The following is a 13,935-nucleotide window of genomic DNA, read 5'->3' as shown; positions in this document are numbered from 1 at the left end:
CGGCGGTTCAGCCGAAGGCCAGGGTGAGTTGGAAGTGGTCGGGGTCGAGGAGGCTCACGACGTGCTCGACGAAGGAGCCGTCGGCGGCCCGGCTGGTACGGCGCGTGTCGAGGAACCAGTCCCCCGGTTCGCGGCGCAGCAGTTCCGCCTCCCGGCCGTCGATCCGCCGTCCGCCGACCCGCTGTTCGCCGTGGTCGGGGCGGAGTCCGGCCCGCAGCATGACATCGGTCAGCGACTCCTGTCCGAGACCGCGCGTCGGCAGGTCCCGTACACCGGGCACGGGGGGCAGGAAACTGCGTTCGTACGACACGACGACCGCGTCCGCGGCCAGTTCGCGTATCCGCTCCACGCACACGAACTCGGCCGTTTTCAGGGTGAGTTCGCCGGCCAGCTCCTCGTCCCGCCGGGCGTCCACGGCGAGCGTCCTGACCCGGGTGTCGATGCCCTGGGTGGCGAGCGCGTGGGCCCAGCCGAGGCTGTCGTCGAGCGGGCGGCCGTCGAAGAGGACGTAGGAGCCCTTGCCGGTGCGGGTGGCGATCAGGCCCGCCTCGCTGAGTTCGGCGAGGGCCGCGCGGACGGTCGTACGGCTGACGCCGAAGCGCTGGGCCAGGGCGTGTTCGCCGGGCAGTTGCTCTCCGGCGGGACGGTGGCCGCTGCGGATCTCCTTGGCGAGGACCTCGGTGATGCGCTGGTGTTTGAGGCGGATGCCGGTCATGCGGTCCCGCCGATCGCCTCGCCGGCCGTGACCACCCTGATCAGCGGGCGGTAGAGGTCCATGACGTGCAGCGCCTTGGCGTGGGACTCGTCGTCGACACCCGCGCAGGCGTCGGCGACGACCAGCACCTCGGCTCCGGCGTCGGCGGCGGCGAGCGCCGTGGACAGCACGCAGCAGTCCGTACTGACTCCGGCCAGGACGAGGCGGCCGGTGGGGGCGACGCGTTCGGCGAGTGCCGGGGTCCACTTGCCGAAGGTGGGCGCGTCCACCAAGTGCCGTGCCCGGGCGGCGAATTCGTCGGTCAGCCGCCAGAGCGGGGCGTCGGGCGGCTGGAGGGCGAAGGGCCACTGGTCGTAGTAGGCGCGCCAACTGCCCTCGGGCTTGTCAGGGGCCAGGAAGCGGGTGAAGGTGACGTCCTGGCCGAAGGCCGGCAGCAGCCGTCGTACGCCCGCCGCCGCCTCCTCGAAGCGGGGGGTGGCCCAGGGGCTGTCGGGTTCGGCGAAGACGCGCTGCATGTCGATGACGGCGAGGTGGCCGGGTACGGTGGTCATACGGCGGCCACCGCCTCGGGGTCGGCGGCCTGCCGCTCCTGGCGCCGGACGCGGCCTCGGTCCAGGGCCAGGGTGCCGAGGAAGCCGAGGGCGAGGGCGGCCAGGACGCCGAGGTTGGCGTAGGCCCAGGCGCCGGACTTGCCGCCGAGGCCGAGCGGGGCGAGGAGGTAGCCCTGCCAGGTCAGCCAGCTGGCGGCCGTGTTGGTGACCAGGCCCCAGCCGATCGCGGTGGCGGCGAGGGTGAGCAGGAGGGGCGTGAGCGGTACGTCGCCGTAGCGGCCGGCCGGGCGGAAGAGGTCGGCCTCGTCGTAGTCGCGGCGGCGCAGCGCGAGGTCGGCGAGCATGATGCCGCACCAGGCGGCGATGGGGACGCCGAGGGTGGTGAGGAAGCCCATGAACTGGCCGAGGAAGTCGTCGGCGAAGAACACGATGTAGATGGAGCCCGCGATCATCAGGACGCCGTCGACGAGCGCCGCGAGATAGCGCGGCACGCGCAGGCCGGCCGAGAGGAGCGCCAGGCCGGAGGAGTAGATGTCGAGGACCGCGCCGCCGACCAGGCCGAGCACGGCGACCACGGCGAAGGGGACCAGGAACCAGGTGGGCAGGATCGTCGTGAGCGCGCCGATCGGGTCGGCGGCGACCGCCTTGTTGAGGGTGCTGGAGGAACCGGCGAGCAGCAGGCCGAAGACCAGCAGGAGCAGCGGAGCGACACTGGCGCCGAACGTGGTCCAGCCGATCACGCCTCTGCTGGACGAACTCCGGGGCAGATAGCGGGAGTAGTCGGCGGCGGCGTTGACCCAGCCGAGGCCGAAGCCGGTCATCATGAACACCAGCGCGCCGATGAACTCCTGGGCGGAGCCCGCCGGTACGGCACTGACCGTGCTCCAGTGGATGTGGTCGGCGACGAGGGCGACGTAGACGACGGTGAGCACGGCGGTGACCACGGTGATGACCGTCTGGAGCCGCATGATCAGGTCGAAGCCCATGACTCCGCCGACGACGATGAGCGCGCCGACGACGATCAGCGCGACGACCTTGGTCTCGGTGCCGCCGCCCCAGCTGAGCCGGTCGAAGACGGTCGCGGTGGCCATGGTCGCGAGGGCGGTGAGGACGGTCTCCCAGCCGACGGTGAGGATCCAGGAGATCACCGAGGGCAGGCGGTTGCCGCGGACGCCGTAGGCGGCGCGGCTGAGCACCATGGTGGGCGCGGAGCCGCGCTTGCCCGCGACCGCGATGAAGCCGCAGAGCAGGAACGAGAACACGATGCCGATCACCCCGGCGACGAGCGCCTGCCAGAAGGAGATCCCGAAGCCGAGCGCGAAGGCGCCGTAGCTGAGTCCGAGGATGGAGACGTTGGCCCCGAACCAGGGCCAGAACAGCGTGCGCGGGGTGCCTTTGCGTTCGGCGTCGCCGATCACGTCGAGGCCGTGGGTCTCGACCTGAAGCTGCCGGGACTGGGAAGTCTGGGAGTCCGCCATCGTCGACCTACCTGTCTAGACGTGTTCAGCCGAGGCTAGGTGCGGTGCTGACGGGCGTCAAGAGCGACGGCCGTCCGGCGGTGCCATGAGGTCGAGGGCGAAGCCCACGTACTGCCGTGCGATCCGCTCCGGGCCGCTGGGGCCGCCCGGACGCCACCAGGTGGGCAGGGCGGTGCACATGGTGACCACGGCCCTGGCCGCCTCGTGCGGATGGTCCGCGCGGAACCTGCCCTCGGCGACGGCCTGTTCGACCTCGTGGTCGACCAGGCGTTGCTGGGCGGTGCGCAGCCGGGCGATCCGGTCCCGGTCGGCGGCCTCCAGACCGCGCATCTCGCTGGCGCCGACGAAGCCGAGTTCACGCCGGTGGGTGTGGAAGAGGGCGAGGTTCTCGACGAGCAGCGCGAACCGTTCGACCGGGTCGCGCCCTTCGGCGCGCGCCGCCCGGGCACGGGCCAGGAGGTCGGTCATGGTGTGGTCGAGGATGCCGACCAGCATCCGCTGCTTGCTCGCGTGGTAGTGGTACATCCCGGAGACGGACAGCCCCGCCCGTGCGGCGATGTCCCGGACGGTGGCGCCGTGGTAGCCGACCTCCAGGAACTCCGCGAGCGCGGCGGCCAGCACCGGATCAAGGTCGAGCGGACCGTAGGCCCGCCAGCCCGTACCGGCGTCCTTCTCCGTGCACCCGGCCGCCGGGAGGTCCGCGCCCGCGAGGATCCGGGCCGCCGTCGTGTGCAGCGCGTCGGCGATGTCGTCCAGGCGGGCCACGCTCAGTCCGGTGCGACCGTTCTCGATCTGGCTCAGGGTCGCCGGACTGACCCCGATCAGCCCGGCGAGCGCCCGCAGGCCGACCCCTTTCGCCTGCCGTGCCGCCCGCACCCGGGCCCCCGGTCCGTTCGTGGCCATCCGCGCCTCCGTCCACTCCTTCTTGAGTGTTCAGTATTCCTAAACACTCGACTCACTCCTCGACGGCACAGCCATCGACTCACATATTGACTGCTCAGTCGCCGCTGATTCATGCTTTCCAAACACTGACCGACCGAGCGCTCGTACGTTTGGAGCGGAAGAGAGACACAGATGACCGACCTCGTCCGCTACGAGTACGCAGCCGGTGTCGCCCGGATCGTCCTCGCCCGCCCGGACCGCGCCAACGCCCTCGACCTGCCCACCGCCCACGCGCTCGGCGAGGCGGTGCGCGAGGCCGCCGACCCCGGGGTGCGGGCGGTGGTCGTCTCCGGCGCGGGCGGCCGGTTCTGCGCCGGGGGCGACCTGGGCTCGATGCTGGACGCCCCCGACCGGCCCGAGTATGTGGCCGAACTGGCCACCACGCTGGCCGAGGTCTTCCGGGAACTGACCGCGCTGCCCAAGCCGGTGCTCGCCGCGGTACGGGGACCGGTCGCGGGGGCGGGGCTCGCCCTGATGCTGAGCTGCGACGTGGTCGTCACGGCGGCCGAGGCGCGGTTCGTCCTCGCGTACTCCGGGGTGGGCCTGACCCCCGACTGCGGGGTGTCCTATCTGCTCCCCCGGGCCGTCGGCCGCCAGCGTGCCCTCGAACTGGCCCTGACCGGACGGGTGTTGAGCGCGCCCGAGGCCCTCGGCTGGGGGCTGGTCACCGAGGTGGTGGCGGACGGCGACCTGGACGAGCACGTGGGGCGGCTCGCCGCGCGCCTCGCGGCCGGGCCCGCGTTCGCGCTGGGGCAGGCCAAGCTGCTGCTGCGGTCCGAGGAGTCCTCCCGGGAGCGGGTCGGCCGTGCGGAGGCCCGGGTGATCGCGGAAGCGGTGGCCCGGCCGGAGGCCACGGCGCTGATCGAGGCGTTCACCGGTCGTTGAGGGAGAGCGCGGGCGGGCGTAGGATCTGGTCGGTCACCTGTACCAGCCCCCGCCGGGGCCGCCGGAGAAGTCCGCCGACCCGCCGACGGCGCTGAAAGGTCCCTGGGAGGAACCTGAGCGCCGGGCCGGTCATGCGGGCCTGACCAGTCCGGTGTCGTAGGCGAAGATCACGGCCTGGACCCGGTCGCGGGCGCCGATCTTGGCGAGGATGCGGCTGACGTGGGTCTTGACGGTCGATTCGGCGAGGCTGAGCCGCTCGGCGATCTCCAGGTTGCTCCAGCCGGAGGCGATGGCCTTGAGCACCTCGCCCTCGCGCTGGGTGAGGCTGGACAGCATCTCCTCCTGGTCCGGTGTCCGGCCGGGGAAGCGGTCCCCGAAGGTGTCGAGGAGCTTACGGGTCAGCCCGGGGGCGATGACCGCGTCGCCGGCGGCCACCGCGCGGATGCCGGCGACCAGTTCGTCGGGCAGCGCGTCCTTGAGCAGGAACCCGCTGGCGCCGGCGCGCAGGGCCGCGTAGGCGTGCTCGTCGAGGTCGAAGGTGGTCAGGACCAGGACATGGGAGCGGCCTCCGGACCGGACGATGCGGCGGGTGGCCTCGATGCCGTCCATGCCGGGCATCCGGATGTCCATCAGCACGACATCGGGACGGAGTTCGGCGGTCTTGCGGATGGCCTCGGCGCCGTGGGTGGCCTCGCCGACCACGGTCAGGTCGGGGTGCTGTTCCAGGAGCATGCTGAAGCCGAGGCGTTGCAGGGACTGGTCGTCGACGATGAGGACAGTGGTCATACCGGTCGGTTCTCCGTGTGGGCCGGGGCGGGGGTGAGCGGGGTCGGGATCAGCCGGGCGCGGACGGCCCAGCCGCCGCGGGAGTTGGGGCCCGCGGCGATCTGTCCGCCGTAGAGGGCGGCCCGTTCGCGCATGCCCACGAGACCGTGGCCGCCGCCGCTCCGGTCGCCCTTGCGGGGCGCCGTGGCCGGTCCGCTGTCGTCCACGGTGAGGTGGACGACGTCGGAGTCGAGGGTGATGACGACGGTGACCAGGGTGTCGGAGGCCGCGTACTTGAGGGTGTTGGTCAGGGCTTCCTGCACGATGCGGTAGAGCGTGAGCTGGAAGCCCGGGGTGAGGCCGGTCAGGTCGCCTTCGGTGTGCAGGGTGACGGTGGGGCCCGCGGCCCTGACCCGGTTCAGGAGGGCGTCGAGGTCGGCGAGCCCCGGCTGCGGGGCGAGCGGCGACTCGTCCGGTTTCTCGTCGTCGGCGCGGACGACGGCGAGCAGGCGGCGCAGTTCGGCCAGGGCGCCGCGACCGCTCTCGGCGATGATCCGGAGCGTGTCGGCGCCGCGCCTGGGCGTGGTCTCGGCCAGGCCCGCCGCGCCGTCCGCGAGTCCGACCATCACGGACAGGGTGTGGCCGAGGATGTCGTGCATCTCCCGGGCGACCCGGGCGCGTTCCCCGGCCACCGCCAGGCGGGCCCGCTGGTCGCGCTCCGTCTCCAGCCGTACGGCGCGGTCCTCCAGGGCGGCGACGTAGGCGCGGACGATCCGGCCGGCCAGCCCCAGGCCGACCGCGGCCAGGGTGCCGACGACCAGCACGATCACCATCGCCGGGACCTGCGTGAGATAGGACGTGGGACCGTACGAGGAGATGAGCAGGCCGGTCAGGACCGCCTCGGGGAGGCTGACCGCGAGAGCGAAGGCCAGTTCGGCCGAGGTCCCCAGGCGGGCCACGCTGTACAGCGCCACCAGACGGCCGGCGTTCGAGCCGGCCATCACGCCGGTGGCCATGTCCCCCAGCGACACGACCGAGATGATCGCGAAGACCGGAGCGGGCCGGCGCTCCCGCCACAGCAGCGGCACGGTGAGCCCGAGCACCAGCGCCACCACCGTGGGGACACCGGACCCGTCGCCGTCCACGGCCTCGGCCAGGGCCGGGAGGCCGAACACGGCCAGCAGGGTCGGCAACCCCCAGCGCCTGACCCCCGGATGCGCCCGGTCGGCCCGGTGCAGTCGGGTCGACCAGCCCACCAGCCGGACGATCATGCGGTGCTCGGGCGCGTTGAGCAGGGCCGCGGGATCGGCTGCCAGCCTCGTCGGCGGGGATGAGGTCACGATGTACGCCTCCGCGGTGCGGGGAAGACCGTCCGCCGATCCCTGGGGGGAGTGGGGACCGGCGGACGGGGTCGTGCGGCCGTACCGATCGAGCGGGTGCTCGGGGCGCACGGCCGTCGGGTCAGCTCCGGCCGGGTGACGCGGGCGTCAGCGGCTCCTGCCGTACGACGTCCTCGTCGTCGGTGTCCTGCCGCTCGGCCAGGGCGTGCTGGAGCTTCTCGCCCTCGACGTCCACGTCGGGCAGGACACGGTCGAGCCACTTCGGCAGGGACCAGGCCCGGCGGCCCAGCAGGGTCATCACGGCGGGCACCAGGGTCATCCGCACGACGAAGGCGTCGAAGAGGACGGCGGAGGCGAGGCCGAGACCGATCGACTTGATCAGCGCGACGTCGTCGAGGAGGAAGCCGCCGAAGACCGAGATCATGATGATCGCCGCGGCCGTGACCACCCGGGCACTGTGCTTGAAACCGGCGATGACCGCCTCGGTGGGCTCGGCCCCGTGGACGTAGGCCTCCCGCATCCGGGTGACGAGGAAGACCTCATAGTCCATGGCCAGGCCGAACACCACACCGACCAGGAAGATCGGCAGCACGCTCACGATCGGCGAGGTCTGGTCGACGCCGAGGGCGCCCGCGAACCAGCCCCACTGGAAGACCGCGACCACGACACCGAGGGTGGCGGCCAGGCTCAGCAGGAACCCGAGGGCGGCCTTGAGCGGGACGAGCACCGAGCGGAAGACCAGCAGCAGGAGGACCAGGGCGAGTCCGACGACCACCATGAGGTAGGGCACGAGGGCGTCGGAGAGCTTCGCGGAGACGTCGATGTTCAGGGCGGTCGTACCGGTGACCATCATGTCGGCCCCGGTGTCCTTGGTGTACGCCGAGCCCTGGTCGCGGATGTCGGAGACCAGGTCGATGGTCTGCTGGCCGTTCGGGGAGCTCTTCGGTACGGCGCGGATCAGCGCCACGTCGCCGGAGGAGTTGAACTGGGCGGGGCTGACGGTGGCGACGTCGGCCATCTTGCCGAGCAGGGTGACCGCGTCCGCCGCCGCGCCCTTGGCGTCGGAGCTGTCGCGGGCGTCGACGACCACGGTCAGCGGGCCGTTGTAGCCGGCGCCGAAGCCCTTGGTCACGGTGTCGTAGGCGACACGGGCGCTGCTCTTGGGGGCGGCGACGGAGTCGTCGGGCATCGCCGTCTCCAGCGACAGGGCGGGAACGGCGAGGGCCAGCAGTCCTACGACGGACACGGCGAGCATCCTGACCGGGTTGCGGGTGACGAAACGGGCCCAGCGCACGCCCGTCGCCTCGCCCTCGCCGCGCTCCAGCTTCTTCATCTTCTCGGTCTTGAGCCTGCCCCTGGTGATGCGCGGGCCGACGAAGCCGAGCATGGCGGGCAGCAGGGTCAGTGCGATGAGGACGGCGACCGCGACGGCGAAGGCGGCGGACAGGCCGATGTCGGTCATCATCTGGATGCCGATGACGCTGAGTCCGACCAGCGCGATGATCACGGTGAGACCGGCGAAGACCACGGCGGATCCGGCGGTGCCCAGGGCGCGCCCGGCGGCCTCCTCGGGGTCGTGGCCGTCGGCCAGTTCGTTGCGGTAGCGGGAGACGATGAACAGGGCGTAGTCGATGGCGACCGCGAGGCCCAGCATCAGGGCGAGGGTCGGGGCGGAGGAGCTGAGGTTCCACAGGTGGGTCGCGAGGGTGATCGACAGCATCGCCATGCCGACCCCGAACAGCGCGGTCAGCAGCGGCAGTCCGGCCGCGGCGAGCGAGCCGAAGGTGATGACGAGCGCGACGGCCGCGACCGCGATGCCGATCAGCTCGGCGGCGCCGCTGGAGGTCTTCTCCTTGACGGCGTTGCCGCCCATGCTGACGGTCAGGCCCGCCTTGTCACCCGCGCCGGCCACCTCGTGCAGGGCGTCCTTCGCCGCGTCGCTGACGTCGGACTGCGCGACCTTGAACGTCACCTGCGTGTAGGCGATCGTCCCGTCCTTGCTGACCGCGCCGGCGGTGTACGGGTCGGAGACGTTCGCGACCTGCGGTGCCTTCTTCAGGTCGGCGACGAGGGTGTCGACCTCGCTCTTGGCGCTGCCGGACGTCAGCTTCTTTCCATCCGCCGTCTCGAAGACGACACGCGCGGTGGCTCCCGAGGCAGAGGCCTGCGGGAACTCCTTGCCCAGCAGGTCCAGGGCCCGCTGGGACTGGCTGCCGGGGATGGTGAAGCTGTCGCTGGCGCTGCCCGACGTGCTGACGGCGCCGAAGCCCAGACCCGCCAGTACGAGGATCCACAACAAGGTGGCCAGTCGGCGTCGCCGGAAGGCGAGCCGGCCCAGCCGGTACAGGAACGTGGCCACGGTGTACTCCCGGAGATCGGAGAAGTGGAGGGAAGAGAGGCCTTCTCGGGCCTGGACTTCACGCTAGGAGCGGTTCGTGGCTGCTCAGCGGTACGGAGGGACCCAAAAGCGAGGGCTGGTCTAGTACCCCGGTACTAGACCCCGTCATCCTCGGGCGGGCGGCGCCGGACGTCGGCCGACGGGTGTCAGTGGGCGAGGAGCCGTTCGCCCGACGCGCGCAGGGCGTCGTTCACCGCGGTCACGTCGACACCGACGAGGGTGTGGTCGCGCTTGCGCCAGCGGCCCGCGATCATCACCGCCTCGATGTTGGCGAGGTCGGCGTGCAGCCCGGTGGCGACGGGGTCGTGGGCGGGCCAGAGGTTGAGCACGCGGGTGTCCACGGCGACCAGGTCGGCCCGCATGCCGGGGGCGATCCGGCCGACGCGGTCGCTCAGTCCGAGTGCCCTGGCTCCCTCCACGGTGGCCCAGGACAGGGCCTGCCGGGCGGTGACCGACGGCGTCTCCGCGGCCGGCAGTCCCTCGCGGCGGCGCCGCTCGTGGTCGAGGCCGCGCTGATGGGCCAGCGCGATGCGGGCGGCGGACAGGACGGACCCGGGTACGACGCTCTCGACATCGGTGCCCAGCGACGGGGCGGCACCCAGGCGCAGCAACTGTCCTGTGACCGGCGTTCCGTGTCCCTGGCCGAGTTCGTTCTCCGGGGTGCTGGTGAAGGTGACCCCGGCCTCGACGAGGGTCCTGAACCAGTCCTCGGTGAGGCCGACACCGTGCGCGATGTTCGTCCGCGGGCCGAACAGTCCGGCGTCGCGCACGGACTCCCAGGCCGGTGGCGGAGCGCCGCCGCTCTCGTGCATCGACGCGACGAGTCCGCGTTCCTCGGCGGCCCGCAAGTCCGCCACGGCGACTTCCGGGCTCGAGTAGTGCGGTCCGTTGACGGCCATGCCGAGGCCGAGCAGCTCACCGCCCCGGAACGCGCCCGCGAGCAGCCGGTCGATCTCGGCCACGGGGTGCGGGACGTCCGGGGCCCGGTTCGGGACGCCGTGCAGATAGACGGCGCGGATGCCGGAGTCCCGCAGGCCCCGCACCGCCGCGTCGGTGTGCTCGGGGGTGTGGTTGTTGTGGCACCAGTCGCCCAGGGTCGTCGTCCCGTGGGAGATCTGGTTGAGGGCGCCGGCGAAGGTCCCGATCCACATGTCGTCGGGGGTGTAGTGGGCGGCGACGCCGAGGTGGAGGCGGAGCAGATAGCCCAGCAGCGTCCAGTCGGCGCCGGCCGAGCGGAGCGCGGTCTGCCAGGTGTGCAGGTGGGCGTTGACCAGGCCGGGGACGACGATCCGGTCGGTGAGGTCGACGACTTCTGTGTGCCCGTCGATGTCCCCGTGCTCGTCCCCTCCGGCTTGCTCTCCTGTGTCCTCCCGGACCTGCTCGGGGACTTCGGGGAGGAGGGCCTCGATGCGGTCGCCGTCGATGAGGATGTCGACGCGCTCGGCGTCGGGCCGGCCCGGGGACATGGTGATCACGCGGGCGCCGCGCAACAGGGTGCGGGTCATCGGGAGACCTCCGGGGCGGCGGGCTTCTTGAAGAGGGCCGGTGTCAGGGCGCGCACGGCGGCGCGGGTCGAGACGTACCAGTCCCTGGTGGCGATGTGGCCGATGTAGCCGTCCGGGCGGATGAGCAGCAGGGTGTCGCCGGTCAGGCCATAGACGCGGCGGATGCCACGGGCCTGCGGGTCGCCGGTCGCGAGGACGACGCGTTTCAGGCGCGCGCCGGCCGACGGCCAGTCGAGCCGGGCGATCCGGTCCAGGGCCGCTTCGGCGTGCGTGCCGTGGGCGACGGCCGTGAAGTGCGGCCCGCGGCAGAGGTCGAAGAGGCGGAACAGGTCGGCGGCGACGGGCACTTCGGCGTCGGGTGCCCGGTCGCCGACGCGGAGTGTCCTCGTACGGTCCCCACCGCCCGCGGCGAGCGGACCGTCCCGGTAGCTCAGCGCGAGCTGGCTCTCGTCCTTGCCGCGCCGGACGGCCGAGGCACGGTACGCGCCGACCGCCTCGTACTTCTCGGTGGACAGGCCGAGCACGGCGGCGGCGATCGGCAGCCGTTCGGCCTCGTAGCTGTCCAGCAGCCCCCGGTCCGCTCCGGCGAGCACCTGGGCCAGCTTCCAGCCGAGGTTGTAGGCGTCCTGGACACCGGTGTTGAGGCCCTGGGCGCCGGCCGGCGTGTGGACGTGCGCGGCGTCGCCGGCGAGCAGCACCCGCCCCCGGCGGTAGCGTGCGGCCAGCCGGATGTTGGGCCGGAACACCGAGGTCCAGCGGATTCCGCTCAGCGTCAGGCGGCGGTCGCGGGTGTGCGACCGGATGCGCTCGGTGAGCCATCGCTCGTCGAGTTCCGGCTCCTCCCCCGGCGCCAGCCGGATCATCCACTGGAACAGGCCGGTGTGCGGGAGGGGGCAGGCGCCGACGAACCTGCCGCCGGGACCGGGCCACACATGCCACCGGTCCGGCGCGAGACCGCTCGTCTCCGCGTCCACGATGATCATCCGGTCCTGTTCGTCGGTCGTCCCGGTGAACTCGATCCCGAGCTGCCTGCGTACGGTGCTGGAGCCGCCGTCGGCTCCGACGAGGTAGCGGGCGGTGATCTCCTCCACGGCGCCATCCTCGCCGACGACCGTAGCGGTGACGGTCTCGGGTCCCTGGGTGAAGTGCTCCAGCGTCCTGCCGAACTCGACCTCGTGGCCCAGGCGCCCGAGCCGGGCGTGCAGGACGCGGTCGGTGCGGTACTGCGGGATCAGCCAGGTGTTGGGGTACGGCACGTCCACCGTCGCCCGGCGCACCCGGTACATCCGCCAGGGCAGCGTCAGCGGCCCGAGGTGGATGCCGAGGGGCGGGTAGGGGCTGCCTCCGTCGAGGACGTCGGCCAGTGCGCCCAGGTCGTGGAGCACTTCCAGGGTGCGGGGCTGGACGCCCTTGGCACGGGAACCGTCGAAGGCGTGCGCGGACCGGTCGACGACGCGGACGTCGACGTCCCGGCGGGCGAGGTCGACGGCGAGCGCGGTGCCGGTGGGTCCGGCGCCGACGACGAGGACGTCGGTGGTCGTGCGGTGCGTGGCGCGGTCCGGGGTGTCGTTCATGAGCGGGGCCTTCGGGCTTCGGCGGAGGTCATGAACGCCACCAGTTCGGCGGCGACCTCGCCGGGGCGTTCGTAGGGGGCCATGTGGCCGCAGTCCTCGATGACGTGGAAGCGGTCCGGGCGGAGCAGTTCGACCGCCCGGTCGAGGCCGTCGAGCGGGGTCACGCGGTCGTCGGCTCCCCAGAGCAGCAGGGTGGGTACCCGTGCCTGGGCCGCTCGCCGGTAGGTCTCGGCGCGGTCCGCCAGCGGGATGCCCTGGAGGGTCGCGAACATGGCGTACAGCGAGCCCTCGTAGGTGTAGCTGTCGAGGATCATCGCGGTCAGCCGGGCGGCCAAACGGGGGTCGCCGACGTTGTGGGACAGGTGGCGTTCGAGGATGCGCCGGCCGAAGCGGCGGGCGACCGTCCGCACCAGGGTGTCGCTGCGCAGCAGCCACCCGGGCGCGGCCGGTGCGCCGAGCCCGGCGGGACCGGCCAGGGTCAGGGTCGTGGTCAGGGCGGGCTGCCGGGTGACGTAGGCCATCGCGACGAGGGCGCCCATCGAGGTGCCCACCACGTGCCGGGGGCCGTCCAGGCCGAGGGCTGCGCCGAGTTCGGTGAGCTGGCGTACGAACAGGTCCTCGTCGTGGACGGCCTCGACGCGGTCCGAGTAGCCGCGCCCGTAGGCGCTGAGGGCGAGGGTGCGCAGTCCGTGTGTGTGGAGTACGGCGACGAGGTCGTCCCAGTAGAAGAGCGGGATGGTGAGCCCGCCGAGGAGCAGGACCAGTTCGCCGTCGTCCGGTCCGGTCAGCTCGTAGTGGGTGACGCCGTCGGACAACTCCACGAAACTTCCCCGGAGTTCGCGTCGGGAGACACTGTCGAGCCGGCGGTGCTCGCCGTGCGCCGTGAAGTACCTCATCGCGCCTCCCCCGGTACGCCGAGGAAGTGGGCCGCCGCTCCGGCCACCCACTGCGGGTCCTCCTCCGGCAGCAGATGCCCGCCGTCGCGGTGCACCAGTTCCACGCTTCCGGGAATGTCCCGGGCGAAGTGCTGCCCGTCGATCCCGGGGCCGCGCAGCACCAGCGTGGGCACGGAGATCCGCGCGATCTCGGCGCTGCGGTCGGCCTGTTGGGTGTTGGCGAGGTCGACGAACGCGGACCGGTTTCCCGGGCGGCTCATCAGGGTGTGCACCCGGTCGACCAGGTCGTCGTCGACCAGGGTGGAGCCCGGTCCGACGAGCGCGCGCAGATTGCGTGCGGTGGCGGCGCGCGGGAGCCATCTGCGCAGCAGCGGCCCGAGCAGTGGGTTGCGGGCCAGGCGCAGACCTTGGGGCAGCGACTTCTCCGGGTAGCCGGTGGCGTTGACCAGGACGAGGTCCGTCACGCGTTCCGGGTGGTCCAGTGCGAGGTTCCAGGCGATGTTGCCGCCCAGCGAGTTGCCCATGACGGCGTATGCGGACAGTCCCAGGGCAGCCATGAACCGGGCGAGGGTCGAGGCGTAGGTCCGCACGCGGTAGTCGCGGTCGGCCCGCGGGCCGGTGAAACCGAAGCCCGGCAGGTCGGGCCGTACGACCTCGAACTCCCCGGTCGCGGCCAGGAGTTCCGCCACTTGTTCCATGCCGTGCAGGGACGATCCGCTGCCGTGCAGCAGCAGGACGGGCCGTCCCTGTCCGGTGCGCCGGTAGTGCACGCGCAGGCCGTCGACCGACACGAACGTCGCGTCGGGATCCGGTGCACACCATTGGGTCCGCTGACTCCGCTGACTCCGCTGACTCCGTTCACTCATAACGGATACGATGTATCCGT

General features: G+C 72.3%; 12 protein-coding genes. 1 reads left to right on the top strand and 11 read right to left on the bottom strand.

The genetic code is table 11. The annotated features are described in order from the left end of the window. Window positions 1–7: 7 nt before the first annotated feature. Genes ACIQPR_RS19935 through ACIQPR_RS19920 form a run of 4 tightly spaced genes read right to left on the bottom strand, consistent with a single transcriptional unit; the run spans window position 8 to window position 3,647 of the window. Window positions 8–715, bottom strand: a complete 708-nt coding sequence (locus ACIQPR_RS19935; protein ID WP_403649977.1) for a GntR family transcriptional regulator — start codon at window positions 713–715, stop codon at window positions 8–10. Then, a complete protein-coding gene (locus ACIQPR_RS19930) occupies window positions 712–1,266 on the bottom strand; it encodes a cysteine hydrolase family protein (RefSeq protein ID WP_403649975.1) in 555 nt (184 codons plus the stop codon). The genes ACIQPR_RS19935 and ACIQPR_RS19930 overlap by 4 nt, the downstream gene beginning before the upstream one ends. Continuing rightward, the gene (locus ACIQPR_RS19925; protein ID WP_403649972.1) at window positions 1,263–2,744 is read right to left on the bottom strand and encodes a purine-cytosine permease family protein; all 1,482 of its coding nucleotides are present in this window, start codon (window positions 2,742–2,744) and stop codon (window positions 1,263–1,265) included. The genes ACIQPR_RS19930 and ACIQPR_RS19925 overlap by 4 nt, the downstream gene beginning before the upstream one ends. Before the next feature lie 57 nt (window positions 2,745–2,801). Beyond that, window positions 2,802–3,647, bottom strand: coding sequence for a TetR family transcriptional regulator (locus ACIQPR_RS19920; protein ID WP_403649969.1), 846 nt, complete (start codon window positions 3,645–3,647; stop codon window positions 2,802–2,804). 171 nt (window positions 3,648–3,818) lie between these two features. Between ACIQPR_RS19920 and ACIQPR_RS19915 the strand changes: the two genes are divergently transcribed. Beyond that, the gene (locus ACIQPR_RS19915) at window positions 3,819–4,571 is read left to right on the top strand and encodes an enoyl-CoA hydratase/isomerase family protein (RefSeq protein WP_403649966.1); all 753 of its coding nucleotides are present in this window, start codon (window positions 3,819–3,821) and stop codon (window positions 4,569–4,571) included. A 129-nt stretch (window positions 4,572–4,700) separates the two neighbouring features. Here ACIQPR_RS19915 and ACIQPR_RS19910 read toward each other — a convergent pair whose 3' ends face one another. The 7 genes from ACIQPR_RS19910 to ACIQPR_RS19880 form a co-directional block, all read right to left on the bottom strand. Further along, window positions 4,701–5,357, bottom strand: a complete 657-nt coding sequence (locus tag ACIQPR_RS19910) for a response regulator (RefSeq protein ID WP_403649963.1) — start codon at window positions 5,355–5,357, stop codon at window positions 4,701–4,703. After that, the gene (locus tag ACIQPR_RS19905; RefSeq protein WP_403649961.1) at window positions 5,354–6,676 is read right to left on the bottom strand and encodes a sensor histidine kinase; all 1,323 of its coding nucleotides are present in this window, start codon (window positions 6,674–6,676) and stop codon (window positions 5,354–5,356) included. The genes ACIQPR_RS19910 and ACIQPR_RS19905 overlap by 4 nt, the downstream gene beginning before the upstream one ends. Window positions 6,677–6,797: 121 nt before the next feature. Next, the gene (locus ACIQPR_RS19900) at window positions 6,798–9,035 is read right to left on the bottom strand and encodes an MMPL family transporter (protein WP_403649958.1); all 2,238 of its coding nucleotides are present in this window, start codon (window positions 9,033–9,035) and stop codon (window positions 6,798–6,800) included. Window positions 9,036–9,220: 185 nt separating this feature from the next. Continuing rightward, complete coding sequence (locus ACIQPR_RS19895; protein ID WP_403649956.1) at window positions 9,221–10,579, bottom strand: amidohydrolase family protein; 1,359 nt, start codon at window positions 10,577–10,579, stop codon at window positions 9,221–9,223. After that, complete coding sequence (locus tag ACIQPR_RS19890; protein ID WP_403649953.1) at window positions 10,576–12,153, bottom strand: FAD-dependent monooxygenase; 1,578 nt, start codon at window positions 12,151–12,153, stop codon at window positions 10,576–10,578. Before ACIQPR_RS19890 ends, ACIQPR_RS19895 begins: the two co-directional genes overlap by 4 nt. Next, window positions 12,150–13,049, bottom strand: coding sequence for an alpha/beta fold hydrolase (locus tag ACIQPR_RS19885; RefSeq protein ID WP_403649950.1), 900 nt, complete (start codon window positions 13,047–13,049; stop codon window positions 12,150–12,152). Before ACIQPR_RS19885 ends, ACIQPR_RS19890 begins: the two co-directional genes overlap by 4 nt. After that, complete coding sequence (locus tag ACIQPR_RS19880; protein ID WP_403649947.1) at window positions 13,046–13,915, bottom strand: alpha/beta fold hydrolase; 870 nt, start codon at window positions 13,913–13,915, stop codon at window positions 13,046–13,048. The genes ACIQPR_RS19885 and ACIQPR_RS19880 overlap by 4 nt, the downstream gene beginning before the upstream one ends. Between the last annotated feature and the right edge of the window lie 20 nt (window positions 13,916–13,935).

The sequence above is a fragment of the Streptomyces sp. NPDC091280 genome, from assembly GCF_044768565.1.
GTDB lineage: Bacteria > Actinomycetota > Actinomycetes > Streptomycetales > Streptomycetaceae > Streptomyces.
The sequence above is the reverse complement of the archived record's forward strand: the minus strand, read 5'-3'. Positions and strand labels throughout refer to the sequence as shown.